At 58.1% G+C, this 17766-nt stretch carries 14 protein-coding genes and 1 pseudogene; 5 read left to right on the top strand and 10 right to left on the bottom strand.

The features are described 5' to 3' along the window. Positions 1–234 precede the first annotated feature (234 nt). Positions 235–1320, top strand: a pseudogene (locus tag RX972_RS29580) (methyl-accepting chemotaxis protein); the annotation flags it as partial. Next, a complete protein-coding gene (locus RX972_RS29575; RefSeq protein WP_373562193.1) occupies positions 1303–2178 on the top strand; it encodes a methyl-accepting chemotaxis protein in 876 nt (291 codons plus the stop codon). The pseudogene RX972_RS29580 and the gene RX972_RS29575, both read left to right, overlap by 18 nt. Before the next feature lie 109 nt (positions 2179–2287). On the opposite strand, the gene RX972_RS18985 is transcribed toward RX972_RS29575, so the two are convergent. From RX972_RS18985 to bioB, 10 genes are all read right to left on the bottom strand, one after another. Further along, positions 2288–2449, bottom strand: coding sequence for a YqaE/Pmp3 family membrane protein (locus RX972_RS18985; RefSeq protein ID WP_049826708.1), 162 nt, complete (start codon positions 2447–2449; stop codon positions 2288–2290). A 365-nt stretch (positions 2450–2814) separates the two neighbouring features. Then, positions 2815–4593, bottom strand: coding sequence for an acyl-CoA dehydrogenase C-terminal domain-containing protein (locus tag RX972_RS18980; protein WP_316877621.1), 1779 nt, complete (start codon positions 4591–4593; stop codon positions 2815–2817). Positions 4594–5015: 422 nt separating this feature from the next. Then, positions 5016–6308 (bottom strand): sensor domain-containing diguanylate cyclase, encoded by a 1293-nt coding sequence (locus tag RX972_RS18975; protein ID WP_027902458.1) that lies wholly within the window; start codon positions 6306–6308, stop codon positions 5016–5018. Positions 6309–6622: 314 nt separating this feature from the next. Next, positions 6623–8428 carry a phenylacyl-CoA dehydrogenase gene (locus RX972_RS18970; RefSeq protein WP_316877620.1) on the bottom strand — a complete coding sequence of 602 codons (1806 nt, stop codon included), beginning with the start codon at positions 8426–8428 and terminating at the stop codon, positions 6623–6625. Positions 8429–8773: 345 nt separating this feature from the next. After that, a complete protein-coding gene (locus tag RX972_RS18965; RefSeq protein ID WP_027902456.1) occupies positions 8774–9070 on the bottom strand; it encodes a hypothetical protein in 297 nt (98 codons plus the stop codon). A 291-nt stretch (positions 9071–9361) separates the two neighbouring features. Further along, on the bottom strand, positions 9362–10042 hold the full coding sequence (gene bioD / locus RX972_RS18960) for a dethiobiotin synthase (protein ID WP_316877619.1): 681 nt from the start codon (positions 10040–10042) through the stop codon (positions 9362–9364). A gap of 28 nt (positions 10043–10070) precedes the next feature. Then, positions 10071–10883: a malonyl-ACP O-methyltransferase BioC gene (gene bioC / locus RX972_RS18955; protein WP_316877618.1), complete on the bottom strand. Its 813-nt coding sequence runs from the start codon at positions 10881–10883 to the stop codon at positions 10071–10073. Further along, a complete protein-coding gene (locus tag RX972_RS18950) occupies positions 10876–11607 on the bottom strand; it encodes an alpha/beta fold hydrolase (RefSeq protein WP_316877617.1) in 732 nt (243 codons plus the stop codon). Before RX972_RS18950 ends, bioC begins: the two co-directional genes overlap by 8 nt. Further along, complete coding sequence (gene bioF, locus RX972_RS18945) at positions 11600–12790, bottom strand: 8-amino-7-oxononanoate synthase (RefSeq protein ID WP_316877616.1); 1191 nt, start codon at positions 12788–12790, stop codon at positions 11600–11602. Before bioF ends, RX972_RS18950 begins: the two co-directional genes overlap by 8 nt. 126 nt (positions 12791–12916) lie before the next feature. After that, positions 12917–13972 (bottom strand): biotin synthase BioB, encoded by a 1056-nt coding sequence (bioB, locus tag RX972_RS18940; RefSeq protein WP_027901924.1) that lies wholly within the window; start codon positions 13970–13972, stop codon positions 12917–12919. A 121-nt stretch (positions 13973–14093) separates the two neighbouring features. Between bioB and RX972_RS18935 the strand changes: the two genes are divergently transcribed. From RX972_RS18935 to RX972_RS18925, 3 genes are all read left to right on the top strand, one after another. Continuing rightward, a complete protein-coding gene (locus RX972_RS18935) occupies positions 14094–14828 on the top strand; it encodes a ComF family protein (protein ID WP_316877615.1) in 735 nt (244 codons plus the stop codon). Between the two features lie 185 nt (positions 14829–15013). After that, on the top strand, positions 15014–15778 hold the full coding sequence (locus RX972_RS18930) for a TOBE domain-containing protein (protein WP_316877614.1): 765 nt from the start codon (positions 15014–15016) through the stop codon (positions 15776–15778). Positions 15779–15860: 82 nt separating this feature from the next. Continuing rightward, entirely contained in the window at positions 15861–17765 is a 1905-nt protein-coding gene (locus tag RX972_RS18925; protein WP_316877613.1) for a PhoX family phosphatase, read from the top strand. Position 17766 lies beyond the last annotated feature (1 nt).

Below are 17766 nucleotides of genomic sequence, written 5' to 3'. Positions count from 1 at the left end.
CGAGCAAGCTCACTCCTACAGGGTCCGTGTTTGCTGCGCGACAGCGTGGTGTCAGGGACACCGGGGCGACTCCCACAAAGAGACCTCGCTGTGTCAGGACATTCACACACCCCACTCAGACCCCTCCTACGACCAACTCAGGTCGCGCTCTTCTTTGCCCTGCCGATGCGCTGACAACGTAGGTCCTGGCTTGTCCAGGCCCTACCTGTTTCGCACAATTGCAGGAGCTTTCCGATGTTTCGATGGATCAACCAAACGCTTGGCAACACCAGCGTAAAACTCAAGCTGTCCCTGGGTTTCGGCCTGGTGCTGATGCTCACGATGGCAATCACCCTGACCGGCTGGCATGGCCTGGACACCATGATTGAACGCTCGGAATCCCTGACGTCCATCGGGCAACTGAGCAACATGACCAAGGATTTGCGCACCGACCGCATTATCTATCGTCAGAAAAACAGCCCGGAAAACGCGAACAAGGTTGTTAACCAGCTCAATGGACTGGAGAGCCATCTGGAGACATTGCGAAAAGAAACAGACGACCGCATCAGCGTTGGCTTGCTGATCGGGCAAAGCAAAATCGTCGCTGATATGGAAAAGACTTTCACGGCGCTCAGCGATGAGAACCAACGGCGAGACTTGTCCCGGACTCAACTGGACCAACAATCGGAACAAGCGGTACAGGCTGTCGCGCTGGTGGAGATTGAAGTGCTCAAAGCCGTAAGCCAGGAGCAGGACAATGGCGAGCGGCTGGATGAATTCACCAACATCTCGCAGCTCAAGCAGCAGATCCAGAACGCTCGATTTCAGGTTCAGGCCTACACCTTCACTGCGCTGGAGGCCTATGAAACAGCAGCCATTGGGGCTATCGACGAGTCTCTGAAAGAAGTGCAGCAAATTGGCCAGGATCAGGGCGACAGCAACCTCAAAGGCCTGCAGCCGGCGAAAGAGGCGCTGGAGCGCTATCGTGCTCAGCTCGGTCACTTCAAGGACATTCAGGTCAAAGTGGAGGCCGCTCAGGAAACGCTCGAAGACCTGGGCGACAAGATGCTGAGCAGCGTCGCGGAACTGCTGGCCCTGCAAAGCCAGCAACGCGACACCGAGGCGGGCGCCTCTCGCACCATGCTGAGCAGCGTTGCCGTATTGGCGATGTTGCTTGGCCTGCTCGCAGCCTGGGTCATGACGCAACAAATCATCGCACCGCTGCGCGAGACACTGGCGGCCGCAGAACGTATCGCCAAGGGTGACTTGAGCAAGGACTTACAGGTTCAGCGCAAAGATGAAATGGGGCAACTGCAAGACAGCATGCAGGCCATGACCCTCAGCTTGCGGCAGTTGATCGGCGGGATCAGCGAGGGCGTCGCGCAGATAACCGATGCGGCGCAGCAGCTGTCGGCTGTGACCGAGCAGACCAGTACCGGGGTCAACAGCCAGAAAGACGAGACCGATCAGGTGGCTGCGGCCATGAACGAAATGACCGCGACCGTGCACGAAGTTGCACGTAGCGCACAAGAGGCTTCTCAAGCGGCGGCGCAGGCGGATCAGCAGGCGCGGGAAGGCGATCAGGTGGTGGGACAGGCAATCGGGCAGATTGAGCAATTGGCGGACGAGGTCAAGAAATCCACTCAGGCCATGAATCTGTTGAAGCTGGAAAGCGACAAAATCGGCGGCGTGCTGGACGTGATCAAGTCAGTCTCGCAGCAAACCAACCTGTTGGCGCTGAACGCTGCCATTGAGGCTGCGCGTGCCGGAGAAGCCGGACGTGGTTTTGCGGTCGTCGCCGATGAAGTGCGCGGTCTGGCGCAACGTACACAGCAGTCCACAGAGGAAATCGAAGAGCTGATTGCAGCGTTGCAAAGCGGCACCCAACAAGTCGCCACGACACTGGATAACAGCCGCAGCCTGACCGACAACAGCGTGCAATTGAGCCGCCGCGCAGGCAGCGCGCTGGAGCAGATTACCCGCACCGTATCGACCATTCAGGACATGAACCAGCAGATAGCCACCGCCAGCGAAGAACAAAGCGCCGTGGCGGAGCAGATCAATCGCAACATTATCAGCGTGAGGGATGTGTCAGAGCAGACCGCGTCGGCGAGCGATCAGACGGCGGCGTCAAGTGTGGAGCTGGCGCGGTTGGGGACGCATTTGCAAGGACTGGTGGCAAAGTTTCGGGTGGGCTAGCGCGTTACTGTTGGAGCGAGGCTTGCCCGCGAAGAACGATAACGCGGTGTTTCAGGCACACCGAAGCGATAGATTCGCGGGCAAGCCTCGCTCCAACATGTTCAGCGAATCATTTACGGCTGGCGATGATGTACACAGCGTGAATGATGCCTGGGAAGTAACCAAGGATGGTCAGCAGGATGTTCAACCAGAACGCGCCGGCGAAACCGACTTGCATAAACACGCCCACGGGCGGCAGCAGGATTGCGAAGATGATGCGAATAATGTCCATGGGGTAGCTCCAGATTAAATGGCTCTCGTAAGCCATACAGCGAATGGACCCATGGGCAATGAAAGAGGTTCCATTTGGTCTGGCAACCAGCCATTACCGAGGAGAATCGTGGGTTGAAGCGGCCGCAAATCTTCTGCAACTTAATCGGCCCCAATAAGAAAACCCCGCCTAAGCGGGGTTTTGCAGACTGTTTCCCTGACTTCCCTTTCTCCCCACCATCCTGGCAGGCATCCTTACGTGTCCGTGTTATTTGTTGCGCTTCCTGCGCTACGTCCTTGGAACAAAGATTAACTTTGGATCCAACATTCGGATAGAGGCAAAAAAGCACCACGTAGTGTAAGCAAATGCTTACAAAGCCTCAGTCGTCAAAATTGCGCCGCATCCAGCAGGAACAGCGACTCGCTTCCCGCCTTGACCGAAGCACTCAATGAGTGGATGCGCGGCAGCAAGCGGGCGAAGTAAAAACGTGCCGTGCCGAGCTTGCTGGCGTAGAAATCTTCCTGAGCTTCTTTACCCAACGCCGCTTTGGCCATCATCGCCCACATGTAGGCGTATGTGGTGTAACCAAATACGTGAAGGTATTCGACGGACGCGGCACCGATTTCCTGCGGGTTGTTACGGGATCGGTCGAGAATCCAGTGAGTCAACTCGTCCAGCGTATCCAGCGCAGCGCTCAACGGCTTGGTGAATTCGCTCAGGGATGGGTCAGAACCGGTGATGAAACCACGAACCTCATCCGAGAAAAGTTTGTAGTAGGCGCCGCCGCTGCCAACGATCTTGCGACCGACCAGATCCAGCGCCTGAATGCCGTTGGTGCCTTCGTAGATCTGAGTGATGCGCACGTCACGCACCAGTTGCTCCTGACCCCACTCGCGAATGTAGCCGTGACCACCAAACACTTGCTGGCCGTGGACAGTGGTTTCCAGGCCCATGTCGGTCAGGAACGCTTTGGCGACGGGGGTCAGCAACGCGACCAATTCATCAGCGCGCTGCCGAGCGACGTCATCTTCGCTGAACTTGGCGATATCCAGCTGTATCGCTACATAGGTAGAAAACGCACGACCACCTTCATTCAGCGCTTTCATAGTCAGCAACATGCGCCGCACATCCGGATGGACAATGATCGGGTCAGCCATTTTCTCAGGCTGTTGCGCGCCGGTTGGCGAACGGCTCTGCAGACGGTCACGGGCGTAATCAATGGCGTTCTGGTAGGAACGCTCACCGGAAGCCAGGCCCTGAATGCCCACGCCAAGACGCTCGTAATTCATCATGGTGAACATCGCCGCCAAGCCCTTGTTAGGCTCGCCGATAAGATAACCGACCGCTTCATCGAAGTTGATGACACAGGTAGCGGACGCCTGGATACCCATTTTGTGCTCAATGGAACCGCAGCTCACGGTGTTACGGGCGCCCACACTGCCATCAGCATTGACCATGAATTTCGGCACCAGGAACAGCGAAATACCTTTCGGTCCGGCAGGCGCATCCGGCAGCTTGGCCAGGACCAGATGAATGATGTTTTCAGTCAGGTCGTGCTCGCCGCCAGTAATAAAAATCTTGGTGCCGGAAATTTTGTAAGAGTCGTCCGCCTGCGGTTCGGCCTTGGTGCGGATGATGCCCAGATCAGTCCCCGCATGGGCCTCAGTCAGGCACATCGAACCCGACCAGGCGCCGGAGTACATGCTCGGCAGGTACGTGGCTTTGAGTTCTTCTGTGGCGTGGGTGTTGATCGAGACACAGGCCCCGGAAGTCAGCATCGGGTACAGGCCGAAGGCCAGGCTTGCCGAATTGAGCATCTCTTCGACCTGAGCCGAAACCGCTTTGGGCATGCCCATGCCGCCGAAATCAGGATTACCGCCAACGCCCACCCAGCCGCCTTCCGCGTATGTCTGATAGGCCTGCGGGAAACCGTCGGGGGTAGTCACGGCAGTGTCGTTCCAGGTACAGCCCTGTTCGTCGCCATTACGGCTCAGCGGTGCGATGCTCTTGCTGGTGACTTTGCCGGCTTCTTCAAGGATTGCTTCGACTGTCTCTGCATCAACCGTCTCTGCCAGTGCCGGCAGCTGCGCCCAAAGCTTCGAGACCTCGAAGACCTCATTAAGTACGAAACGCATATCGCGCAACGGCGCTTTGTAGTCAGCCATGGCAAACCTCACTGGGACAGGAGCAGTACGTCTGAATGGAGGAATCGCGCGATGAGTGCGCGAAGTCAGTGTCGATGGGACGAGTGTACTCCAACGCCACTAGAGACACATAGGGTCGATATATGACCAAATTACATATTTAAGTCACGCAAATATCCAGCAACCGTCAGAGAGCCCACGACTGCTTCGCATCATGCCAATTCCTGTAGGAGCTGCCGAAGGCTGCGATCGCGGTGTATCAGGAGAAATGCTTCGCAGCCTTCGGCAGCTCCTACAGAACATGCATTTCAATCCATTAATTTTGCGTTTTGTTTGATGCACGCTTGCCCGCGATAGCGTCAGAGCAGCCAATATATTTATCGACTGACAGACCGAATCGCGGGCAAGCGCGCTCCTACAGGGAGGTGAGCGTCCGGGGAAGATTAAGCAGCAGCTGTCCGCACAGCACCGCGCTTGGTGCTCTGCCCGTGGGACATGACGCAGTTGCGGCCAGCGCCTTTGGCGGCATAGAGCGCCTGGTCGGCCGCCTTGAGGACTTCTTCAGGGGTGCGATGCTCCGGCAGACGCTCGGCAACGCCAATGCTGACCGTCACCGACACACTGGTGGCAGGCCCTGCCCCTCGTCGCTGACGGCCTTGCTGATCGTCTTTGGGGCGGTTATCGGGATTGCGCAACTGAATCTCATAGTTGGCGATCAATTCACGAATGGCTTCCAGATGCGGAATGCATTCCTCGATGGACTTGGCAGCAAACACGATGGCGAACTCTTCACCGCCATAGCGATAAGCCTTACCGCCGCCACTGGTGATTCTCGACAACTTGCTGGCCACCAGCCGCAATACCTGATCGCCCACGTCATGGCCGTGGGTGTCGTTGAATTTCTTGAAGTGGTCGACGTCGCCCATGGCCAGAACGTAATTGCGCCCCAGACGCTGCATACGCTCATTGAGCGCGCGACGCCCCGGCAAACCGGTCAGTTCGTCGCGGAAGGCCATTTGATAAGCCTCATGAGCGACACCCGCTGCAATCATCAACATCACCTGGCTGCACATGATGTTCAGCGTGAACGGCAAAATGAAGGTTTTCGGCAATGCCCAGAACAGGCCAACCAGACCAATCAGCTGCGCGGCGTGCAAGGGACGAGGCTTGCGCACGTATTGCGCGATGAGCAAACCGAAGGCAATCAGGAAAGAAAGGTAGGACAGTTGAATCAGGCTCATCCATGAGCCGTGCAACGCAGGCCAGCGGATTTCCGCCAGCGACGCCAACAACGCAGCCGGATAGCTTTGCTCCAGCCCCAGCGCGACAGCACCCACCGCGACCAACACCGCAAGTCGGGCGATCAGGTCCTGGACCAAGTGAGTTCGCTCTTCCCAGGCGGCATAGACCCCGTACAACAAGGGCAACAGCAAGCACACCAGATGGAACACCACGGCAGCGTCTTCACGCACCTTGCCGTTATCGCGGAAATAATCAGTTTGCGTGTCGAGCAGGAAATAGGCGGTGTAGACGGTAATCATCAAAAACAGCTCGCGCTGGCGACGATAGACACAGCAATACGCGCCGCCCAGTAGCAGAACCAGAGTGGGCAGAACGTTGAACAGGGACGTGAAGAAAACGTTCAGGTCCTTGACGTATGCGGCCCCCAGCCCCCCCACCAATAAAACCAGCGAAGGCAGAAAATGACTCAGGCGTGCAGCAGAAGAACGCAACAAATGGGATGTCTCCTACCCATCACAGGGTAAAGAACTTAGTAGCTGGCATTGTGCCTTCATCCGCTCGGATATGCATTCAGAAGAACTAAATAGCAGGCTACTTTCTTTAACGGCAGCAATCCGGAAATGTTTATTGGCAGGAGGTGAAGATCGCGTGACGGCAGCGAAGTCACAGGTAGGAGCGAACTTGTTCGCGAGCAGCGATACCTGACACACCGCCTCGCGAACAAGTTCGCTCCTACCGGGATCCACGCTCCCCAAAAAAAAGCCGCCTCCCCCGAAGGAGAAGCGGCTTTGAGTGAAACCGGCGAGGCTTAGTAAGCCAGGCCGAAATCTTCTTCTTTCATGTCCATCAGGTTGTTGGCACCCGACAGCATGGCAGCAACGTGCGAGCGGGTACGAGGCAGGATGCGCTGGAAGTAGAAACGCGCAGTCTGCAGCTTGGCGGTGTAGAACGCCTCTTCACTGGTGCCAGCGGCGAGCTTCTCGGCCGCCACGCGAGCCATGTCAGCCCAGAAGTAAGCCAGGCAGGCGTAACCGGAATACATCAGGTAATCCACCGAAGCAGCACCGACTTCTTCACGATCCTTCATGGCGGCCATGCCCACTTTCATGGTCAGCTCGCCCCACTCCTTGTTCAGCGCGGCCAGCGGAGTGATGAACTCCTGAACAGCTTGGGCGCCTTCGTTGTTCTGGCAGAACTTGTGGACGATCTTGGTGAAGCCCTTGAGCGCTTCGCCTTGAGTCATCAGCACCTTACGACCCAACAGGTCCAGCGCCTGAATACCGGTGGTGCCTTCGTACAGCATGGAAATGCGGCTGTCGCGAACGTTTTGCTCCATGCCCCACTCGGCGATGAAACCGTGGCCACCGTAGATTTGTACACCATGGTTAGCGGACTCGAAGCCCACTTCGGTCATGAACGCCTTGGCAATCGGCGTCATGAACGCCAACAGCGCGTCAGCCTGCTTCTTGTGTTCAGCGTCTTCGCTGTACTTGGCGATGTCCACCTGTTTAGCTGTGAAATACACCATGGCGCGCGTGCCTTCGGAGAACGCTTTCATGGTCAGCAACATGCGACGCACATCGGGGTGAACGATGATCGGGTCAGCGGCCTTGTCCGGCGCTTTCGGACCAGTCAGCGAACGCATCTGCAGACGATCACGCGCGTATTTCAGGCCGCCCTGGAAGCCGATTTCGGCGTGGGCCAGACCTTGCAATGCGGTACCCAGACGTGCGGTGTTCATGAAGGTGAACATGCAGTTCAGGCCTTTATTCGCCGGGCCGATCAGGAAGCCGGTGGCCGCATCGAAGTTCATCACGCAGGTCGCGTTGCCGTGGATGCCCATCTTGTGTTCCAGAGAACCACAGTTCACGGCATTGCGCTCGCCAACGCTGCCGTCAGCGTTTGGCAGGAATTTCGGCACGATGAACAGTGAGATACCTTTGGTGCCAGCAGGGGCATCCGGCAGACGCGCCAGTACGATATGGACGATGTTATCGGCCATGTCGTGCTCGCCAGCCGAGATAAAGATTTTGGTGCCGGTGACACGATACGAGCCATCAGCCTGAGGTTCGGCCTTGGTGCGCAGCATGCCCAGGTCGGTACCGCAGTGGGATTCGGTCAGGCACATGGTGCCGGTCCATTCGCCCGACACCAGCTTGGTCAGGTACAGGTGCTGCTGTTCTTCGGTGCCGTGTTCGGAAATGGTATTCATCGCGCCATGGGACAGACCTGGGTACATGCCCCAGGACCAGTTGGCTTCGCCGACCATCTCACTAACCGCCAGCCCCAGGGATTCAGGCAAGCCCTGACCACCATGCTCAACGTCGTGCGCCAGGCTTGGCCAGCCGCCTTCGACGAATTGCTTGTAGGCCTCTTTGAAGCCGCTCGGCGTTTTCACGCCCGACTCGCTCCAGGTACAACCTTCCAGATCACCAACACGATTCAGCGGTGCCAGCACCTGCTCACAAAACTTGGCGCCTTCTTCAAGAATGGCGTCGACCATGTCTGGAGTAGCGTCCTGGCAAGCCGGCAGACTTTGATAGTGCGCTTCGTAGCCGAGCAGTTCGTCACGAACGAAGCGAATATCACGCAAGGGGGCCTTGTAGTCAGGCATAGCGATAAACCTCTGCTGATGAAACCTGGAAATGTATGACCGATCGGTCGCTGCGGGAATGTTCCCCAACCACCGGACAATCTCGGATGCCTAGCGGTCAAACAGGTGTTTGAAACATACGTTTACGCCCAAACCTTGTCAAGCATGCGTCTACTACCTTTCATCTTGAGATGTTTTACAAGACGCACAGGCAAAGGCGCACAGCGGGATAAATGCCGTTCGTCGACGTCATGAGTCTAGTTGAGAGAGATGACTTTGCGGAGCTGCGCGGAGGAAATAGAAACGAGTGATGACAGGGAATTCAGCGCATGCCGTGCGCAGATCGCACGGCACAGAAGAGGTAAATCAGGCGTAGGTATCGATCAAAGTGCCGAGCATTTCGTCGCTGGCTTTCTGCACGGCAACACCGGCTTCAGCCTGAAATTTTCCAGAAGCCATTTCGACCAGATTCGCGGACAAGTCAGAACGTTGGGAACGGTCAACCGAACGCAGGTTTTCCAGCTGGAAGTCCGAAGACTGGCTTCTGCCGGAGACTTCAATGTTGCTGCTGGCGATTTGAGTAGCCGCTTGATCGACACGCGACTGCCCGACTTCCATGGCGCTGAGGCCTGGATAGAGCGTGTTATTCATGGAGATTTGCATAAATCGATCCTCTGTTCGTAAGCGAACACGGGCTTATTTAAGCAGCAAACCCGGCGAAACACCCGACAAAAAGACTAATGGCACAAAGCCTCTTCATAGGCTTAGCCTTTCTCGTTTGGCCAGTTTACTGCTTCGACCTGAATCACATTGATCAATTTTTGTGCGGTGGCGCACATTCCAGCCACACCGATGCCCTGTAGGAGCCATCGGAGGTTACGACGGTCGCGAAGCGGTGTGTCAGACAGACCGCAATCGCAGCCTTCGGCAGCTCCTACATGAACCGCGCAGGACTCAATCCAGCAACTCCAGATGCAGATACTCCGCCACCGCGTCAGCCCCGGCCTTCTTCAACTTGGGCACTCGCCCCAGACACGGCGCAGGCAAACGCTCAGCCAAGGTCGCCAGATTCTCTTCGAGGCGCGAGGTTTTCGGGTCGATGATATTGGCCACCCAACCCGCCAATTGCAGCCCATCAGCAGCGATGGCCTCAGCGGTCAGCAATGCATGACTGATGCACCCCAGGCGTACGCCAACAACCAGAATCACCGGCAATTGCAGACCGACGGCCAGATCCGACAGATTGGCCTGGTCGGCCAGCGGCACACGCCAGCCTCCCGCTCCTTCGATCAGAGTGAAGTCAGCATTGCGGGCCAGTAACAAGCGCATCGGACCCAGTAGCGCCTGCACCGTGAGCGCGACGCCCGCCTCCCGCGCAGCCAGATGTGGTGCGATGGCGGGTTCGAACGCAAACGGATTGATCTCGTCATAACTCAACGCTATCGAACTCTCGGCAATCAGCGCCAAGGCATCCGGGTTGCGCAAGCCATCAGGAGCGACCACACACCCCGATGCGACTGGCTTGCCCGCAAGGGTACTCAGACCGCTCAACCGGGCAGCATGCAACAAGCCCGCAGCAATCGTAGTTTTACCAACGTCAGTGTCGGTGCCTGCGACGAAGTATGCACGGCTCATCTCGGCAATCCCTTTTCACGTGGTGAACTCAGACGGTTTTTTCCAATACCGCGTAGATAACCTGATACGTCGCAGGCAAACCTTCAGCCTGACGATAACCTTCATACGCCTCAATCAAGGCTAGTAGCCGCGCCCGCCCGGTCAAACCGCCGGGACGTCCGGGGTTCAGATTGTGTGCGCCCAATGCTTTCAGCTCATGGGTCAGGCTGCGCACATCCGGGTAGTGCAGGACATGCGGACGGACCTCAAGCGAGCGTACTCGCATCCCGCTGGCCGCGCATAACTGTTGGTAATCCTCGAGTTGTCGGAAGCGGTTGACGTGAACCAGCCCGTCTACCGCCTGCCAGCTGTCGCGTAATTCATGAAGGGTGCCGACGCACAGACTGGCAAAGGCAAACACGCCCCCCGGTTGCAGTACGCGACGTGCTTCACTCAGGACAGCAGCAAAATCGGCACACCACTGCACCGCGAGACTGGAGAAAATCAGCTCACAGCTTTTATCGCGCAGCGGCATGCGTTCAGCATCGCCCGCTACGAAATACTCAGCGCCGCCCAACGGCTGTGCATGGCGCAACATGCCTTCGGCAATATCAAGCGCGACGCCTTTGCAGCCCGCAAAGGTCTCGGCCAGCGCGCGACTGAAATAGCCGGTGCCGCTGCCCAGATCCAGCCAGCGCCGGGGGGACAGCCCGGCAGGCAGACGCGACAGCAGTTCGCCGCCCACCGCACGCTGCAACTCGGCGACGCTGTCATAACTGCCCGCCGCACGGGAAAAAGAGGCCGCCACCTGGCGCTTGTCTGGCAAACCACCCGGCAGCCGTGGATTGGAAAGATCAGTCATCACCGGACTCATGCAGAAAAGCGTGGATCGCCGCCGCCACACCGTGGGGGTTTTCCAGCAGGAAGGCATGGCTGGCCTGTTCGATCAGCCCTACTTCCACATCAGGTAACAGCGCCAGCAGATCACTCGCTGCCTCGGCGGGCACAAACGCATCCAGACCGGCAAACAGATGCAACTGCGGACCGCGAAAGGTTTGGAGCGCGCTTCGGGTATCAAGTTGCCCCAGCAATTGCAGGCCGTGTACCAATGCGTTGATGGAGCCATGTGGCGCGCCCGCTTTGAGCAACCGCGAAATAGCCCGCGGGTCTTCGGCCCCTTGTGCACACAGCAGACTGAAGCGCTTCAAGGTCTCGTCCGGATGATCAATGCATCCAGTCAGGAAAGCATCGAAATCCCCGGCGGGCATCGCGTTGGGCCACGCACCACGGGGCACGAAACTGGCGTTGCTGGCCAACGTCAGAAGACCACAGCAACGCTCACCACGACGCGCCGCCAGCTCAGCGGCGAGCATACCGCCCAGTGACCAGCCACCTAGCCAGGCGTCATCGGGCAGGGTCGCGTCTAGCTCGTCTAGCCATTCTCGAAGATCGCTGCTGTCCAGCTCCGGCAAGGGCTCGATTTCCACCCGGAGGTGCTCGTCGAGACCGCGCAGCGCAGCGGCCAAAGGCTCCAGAGGCGAGATACCCAAGCCCCAACCCGGTAACAGAATCAACCGATCACGCATGCTCTGGCTCCACCGGTTCGCTCATGCCCAGCAGCGGGTAACACTGCGCCAATGCATTCAACAATAGCTGCACTTGGGCGGCGCTGTGTGCGGCGGATAACGTCACGCGCAATCGCGCGCTGCCAGCGGGTACAGTCGGCGGGCGAATAGCGGTCACCAGCAGGCCGTGCTCGCGCAGCATCTGCGACAGGCGCACAGCCTGCCCGGCATCGCCGATGAGGATCGGCTGGATCGGCGTGAAACTGTCCATCAGCGTCAAACCAATCTGTTCGGCACCGGCGCGAAATTGTGCGATGAGCCGCGTCAGGTGTTCACGACGCCAATGCTCGGTACGCAACAACTCAAGGCTTTTCAGTGTTGCGCAGGCCAATGCCGGAGGCTGGCTGGTGGTGTAGATGTACGGTCGGGCGAACTGGATAAGGGTTTCGATCAACTCGTCGCTGCCCGCTACAAAGGCTCCGGACGTGCCGAATGCCTTACCCAGCGTGCCAATCAAGACCGGCACGTCATCCATGCCGAAACCGAAATGCTCAACGATACCGCCGCCATTGGCGCCCAACGGACCGAAGCCATGAGCATCATCGACCATCAGCCAGGCGCCTTTGGCTTTCGCGGTGTGTGCGAGGGTCGGTAGATCGGCGATATCGCCATCCATACTGAATACGCCATCGGTGACCACCAGCGTATCCCCAACGGCTTTCTCCAGACGTGAATTCAAACTCTGGGCGTCGTTGTGCAGATAACGGGAAAACCGCGCACCGCTGAGCAATCCGGCATCCAGAAGCGAAGCATGATTGAGGCGATCTTCGAGCACGGTGTCGCCCTGCCCTACCAACGCAGTAACGGCACCAAGGTTGGCCATGTAGCCATTGGAGAACAGCAGCGCACGCGGTCGCCCGGTGAGCTCGGCCAGCGCCTCTTCCAGTTCGTGATGCGGGCTGCTGTGGCCGATCACCAGATGCGAAGAGCCACCGCCAACGCCCCACTTATCAGCGCCTGCCTGCCAGGCGGCGATAATTTCGGGGTGATTGGCCAGCCCCAGATAATCGTTGTTGCAGAACGCCAGCAACGGCTTGCCGTCGACTACCACTTCGGGGCCTTGCGGGCTTTGCAGCAAAGGGCGCTCGCGATAGAGATTGTCAGCACGCCGGGAAGCCAGACGTGCGCTCAGATTGAAAGACATTGGGGCCTCGAGGAGGGAAGCTGTTTGGAGATCCATGTGGGAGCGAGGCTTGCCCGCGATAGAGTTAACCAAAATCGCGGGCAAGCCTCGCTCCCACAGGACCTCGCGCCAACAGAAATCTGCGCGCTAAACCACGGCGTTATAAAACTGCTCGCTGCTCTTCTGTTCGACCAGCGCTTGCTCGATGGCAGCCTGGTGCACTTCGTCGGCATGTTCTTCGCGGGCTTCGGGCTTGATCCCAAGACGCGAGAACAACAGCATGTCTTTGTCCGCTTGTGGGTTGGCGGTGGTCAGCAGCTTGTCGCCGTAGAAGATCGAGTTGGCACCGGCAAAAAACGCCAATGCCTGCATTTGCTCGTTCATGGCCTCACGACCTGCCGACAACCGCACGTGTGACTGCGGCATCAGAATGCGCGCCACGGCGAGCATGCGAATGAAATCAAACGGGTCGATGTCTTCGGCATTTTCCAACGGCGTACCGGCGACCTTGACCAGCATGTTGATCGGCACCGATTCCGGATGCTCTGGCAGATTGGCCAGCTGGATCAGCAAATTGGCGCGGTCATCCAGCGACTCACCCATGCCCAGAATACCGCCTGAACAGATCTTCATCCCGGAGTCACGCACGTAGGCCAGGGTCTGCAAACGCTCGCTGTACGTGCGGGTGGTAATGATGCTGGTGTAGAAATCCGGCGAGGTATCGAGGTTGTGGTTGTAGTAATCCAGACCGGCCGACGCCAGTGCTTCGGTCTGTTCCTGATCCAGACGACCCAGGGTCATGCAGGTTTCCAGGCCCATTGCCTTGACGCCTTTGACCATCTCCAGCACATAAGGCATGTCTTTGGCAGATGGGTGCTTCCAGGCCGCGCCCATGCAAAACCGGGTCGAACCGATGGCCTTGGCACGAGCGGCTTCTTCGAGAACCTTCTGCACTTCGAGCAGCTTTTCTTTTTCCAGGCCGGTGTTGTAGTGACCCGATTGCGGGCAGTACTTGCAGTCTTCCGGGCAGGCACCGGTCTTGATCGACAGCAGGGTCGAGACCTGAACGCGATTGGCGTCGAAATGAGCACGATGCACCGTCTGCGCCTGAAACAGCAGGTCATTGAAAGGCTGTACGAACAGCGCTCTGACCTCAGCTAAAGTCCAGTCATGACGCAAAGTGGCGGTGGTGCTGGCGCTCATCGGGCGGTCCTCGGTTTCTGCTGTGATTCTTTTGGCTAACGACCTGCGACTCAGCCCTGCTTGCACAGGCTAAAAGTCCACAAGCACGACATGGATGTTTCAGTATGTTTAAGGAAGAGCCATGCGCTGTCAACCACATCCTACCTATCAGGTTTACAACTGGCTAAAAAACAACCAGAACTGTTTATTGTGCGACGAGTTGACCGACACGCTTTATCCGATTTGCACAGCCTGTGAAACCGAACTGCCCTGGCTCGGTGACCAATGCCAGCAATGCGCACTCCCGCTGGCGATGTCAGGCCTGAATTGCCCGCAGTGCACGAGAAACGAGCCAGCCTTTGACGAAGTAGCAGCGCCCTGGCTGTATGAATTCCCCATCGACAGCCTGATTACCCGATTCAAGCATCAGGGCAACTGGCCCATGGGGCGCCTGTTGGCGCAATTACTCGGGCAGTTTCTGCAACACCGCTTCGAAGAAAACCTGCCGCGCCCGGACTTTCTCCTGCCCGTGCCATTGGCTGTTAAACGCCTGCGCCAGCGCGGCTACAACCAGGCAGCGATGCTGGGTGACTGGCTGGGCGATCAATTGCAGCTTCCCGTCTCAGATCGCCTTGTGCTGCGTACCCTGGAAACCCCCGCCCAACAAGGCCTCGACGCCAAAGCCCGCAAGCGCAACCTGCGTAATGCGTTTGTTGTGATTGATGAGGAGAAAATCAAAGGTAAGCATGTAGCGCTGGTGGACGACGTGCTGACCACAGGCTCCACGGCGGATGTGATTGCAAAGCTGCTGATCAAGGCCGGGGCGTGTCGGGTGGATGTTTATTGCCTGGCGCGGACGCCGAAGCCGGAGGATTGATTACCATCAATAGACGACATTTGTAGGAGCTGCCGAAGGCTGCGAAGCAGTCATCCTGACACACCGCCATCGCAGCCTTCGGCAGCTCCTACAGATCCGATGTGTGGCGTAGACATCCGGCAACACCTACAAAAACACCAATGCCTTACACTGCCCGCCATCATCACGACCAAAAAGCAGCCCCCATGCCCCTACCCACTCTGCTCACCCAACACATGGTCCGTCGCCCGCAGCGCATTGCGCTGTTGCAGCACATCGCCGAGCAGGGTTCGATTACCCGTGCGGCCAAGAGTGCGGGGTTGAGTTACAAGGCGACGTGGGATGCCATTGATGAGCTGAACAACCTGGCGCAGAAGCCGCTGGTCGAGCGCAGTGTCGGCGGGCGTGGCGGTGGGGGTGCGAAGTTGTCTGCCGAGGGCGAACGCGTGTTGCGTTTGTACCATCGCTTGCAGGCACTTCAGGCTCAGGTGCTGGAGGCCACTGAAGAAAGCGCCGACCTGGATTTACTCAGCCGCCTGACGTTACGTACGAGTGCTCGCAATCAGTTACTGGGACGTATCGAGAGCATTACCGCTCATGGTCACAACGATCTGGTTCGCCTGCGTCTGGCAGGCGATGTATTCATCAATGCGCAAATTACCCACGACAGTACGCTGCGTCTGGATCTGGCAATCGGCATTGATGTCGTGGCGCTGATCAAGGCTGGCTGGCTGGAATTACAGACTTCAGGGCACCCCGTAACAAATAGACACAATTGCTTGAGCGGCACGGTAGAAGAAGTCATCGACGCTGCGGATGGTCCGAGCGAGGTGCGCATTACCCTGCCCAGCGGTCAGATTCTGTGCTCACTGGCAGAGCCTGCACAGCTTGCGGCCCTTCAGCTGAAAACCGGCAGCGCGGTGCAGGTTCAATTCGCGCCATCCCTCGTGCTGCTGGGCACGCCGCTGTAAGTAGCACGGCGTCATTGCGACGACACAATTTCGTCATATCTGCTCACTAAGGTGTCTGCCACACCTGCTGGGAGCCGTGTTGATGAAACTACTAGAAGAAAACCAAGCTACAGACCTCGAACAAATGGTCGGCCTGACCCGCCGTGGCTTCATTACCGCTGGCGCTTTGTGCGGCGCAGCGATGTTTCTCGGCGGCGGCCTGTTGAGCCGCACAGCGCTGGCCAAGAGTGTCAGCGCTGCATCATCAGGCAAGCTGCTCGGCTTCGACAGCATCCCCGCCGCCACGGCTGACAGCATCAGCCTGCCGCCGGGCTACACCTCTTCGGTTCTGATAAGTTGGGGTCAGCCGCTGCGGGCTGACGGACCGGCATTTGACCCTAGCGGTAAAGGCACCGCCGAAGCGCAGGAAGTGCAGTTCGGCGACAACAATGACGGCATGAGCCTGTTCCCGATGCCGGGTCATAAAGACCGCGCACTGATGGCCATCAACAACGAATACACCAATTACCGCTACCTGTTCGATCACGGCAAAGAGCCTCAATCCCCTGAAGACGTGCGTAAAGCGCTGGCCAGTGAAGGCGTGTCGGTAATCGAAGTGCAGCAAAAGAATGGCAAATGGCAGTTCGTGCAGAACTCCAAATACAACCGCCGCATTCACGGCAACACCCCGATCAATCTGAGCGGCCCGGCCGCCGGGCACGACTGGCTCAAGACCGCCGCCGACAGCACCGGCACCAAAGCCCTCGGTACATTCCAGAACTGCGCCAACGGCAAAACGCCATGGGGCACTTACCTGACCTGCGAAGAGAACTTCACTGATTGCTTCGGCAGCAGCGACGCCGAGCAGAAGTTCGACGCGGGCATCAAGCGTTATGGCGCAGTCGCGGCCAGCAAAGAGATCAACTGGCATCAGCATGACCCACGTTTCGATCTGGCCAAGAACCCCAACGAGATCAATCGCCACGGCTGGGTGGTGGAAATCGATCCGTTCGATCCGAAATCCACTCCGGTAAAACGCACCGCGCTGGGCCGCTTCAAGCACGAAAACGCTGCTTTGGCCGAGACCAAAGGCGGTCGCGCGGTGGTGTACATGGGTGATGACGAGCGTGGCGAGTTCATCTACAAATTCATCAGCCGCGACAAGATCAACCACAAAGATCCGAAAGCCAACCGCAACCTGCTGGACCACGGCACGCTATACGTCGCGCGCTTTGATAACGGCGACGGTAACCCGGACCGTCCGAAAGGCACCGGCGAATGGGTCGAGTTGACCCATGGCAAAAACGGCCTGGATGCAGCCGCTGGTTTCAATAACCAGGCTGAAGTGCTGATTCACGCACGTCTTGCCGCCAGCGTCGTGAAAGCCACGCGCATGGACCGTCCGGAATGGATCGTGGTCAGCCCGAAAGATGGTCAGGTCTACTGCACGCTCACCAACAACGCCAAGCGCGGTGATGATGGGCAACCTGTTGGCGGGCCGAACCCGCGGGCGAAAAACCAGTACGGGCAAATCCTGCGCTGGCGTGAAAACGCCGACAACGCCTCGGCAATGACCTTCGACTGGGACCTGTTTGTGGTCGCCGGCAACCCGACTGCCCACGGCGGCACGCCACAAGCTGGGTCGAGCAACATCAATCCGCAGAACATGTTCAACAGCCCTGACGGTCTTAGTTTTGATAGCGACGGTCGCCTGTGGATCCAGACTGACGGCGACTCCAGCAACAAGGGCGACTTCGCGGGCATGGGCAACAACCAGATGCTCTGCGCCGACCCGCACAGCGGCGAAATCCGTCGTTTCATGGTCGGGCCGATTGGTTGCGAAGTCACCGGTATCAGCTTCGCGCCGGATTACAAAACCATGTTCATCGGCATCCAGCATCCGGGTGAGAACGGCGGCTCGACCTTTCCTGAGCATCTGCCAAACGGCAAACCGCGTTCATCGGTGATGGTGATTACGCGGGATGATGGTGGGGTGATCGGCGCTTGAT

It is taken from the genome of Pseudomonas syringae group sp. J309-1, assembly GCF_032582135.1.
Taxonomy (GTDB): domain Bacteria; phylum Pseudomonadota; class Gammaproteobacteria; order Pseudomonadales; family Pseudomonadaceae; genus Aquipseudomonas; species Aquipseudomonas quasicaspiana.
Note: the sequence above shows the minus strand (reverse complement) of the source record. Positions and strands in the feature narration are given on the sequence as shown.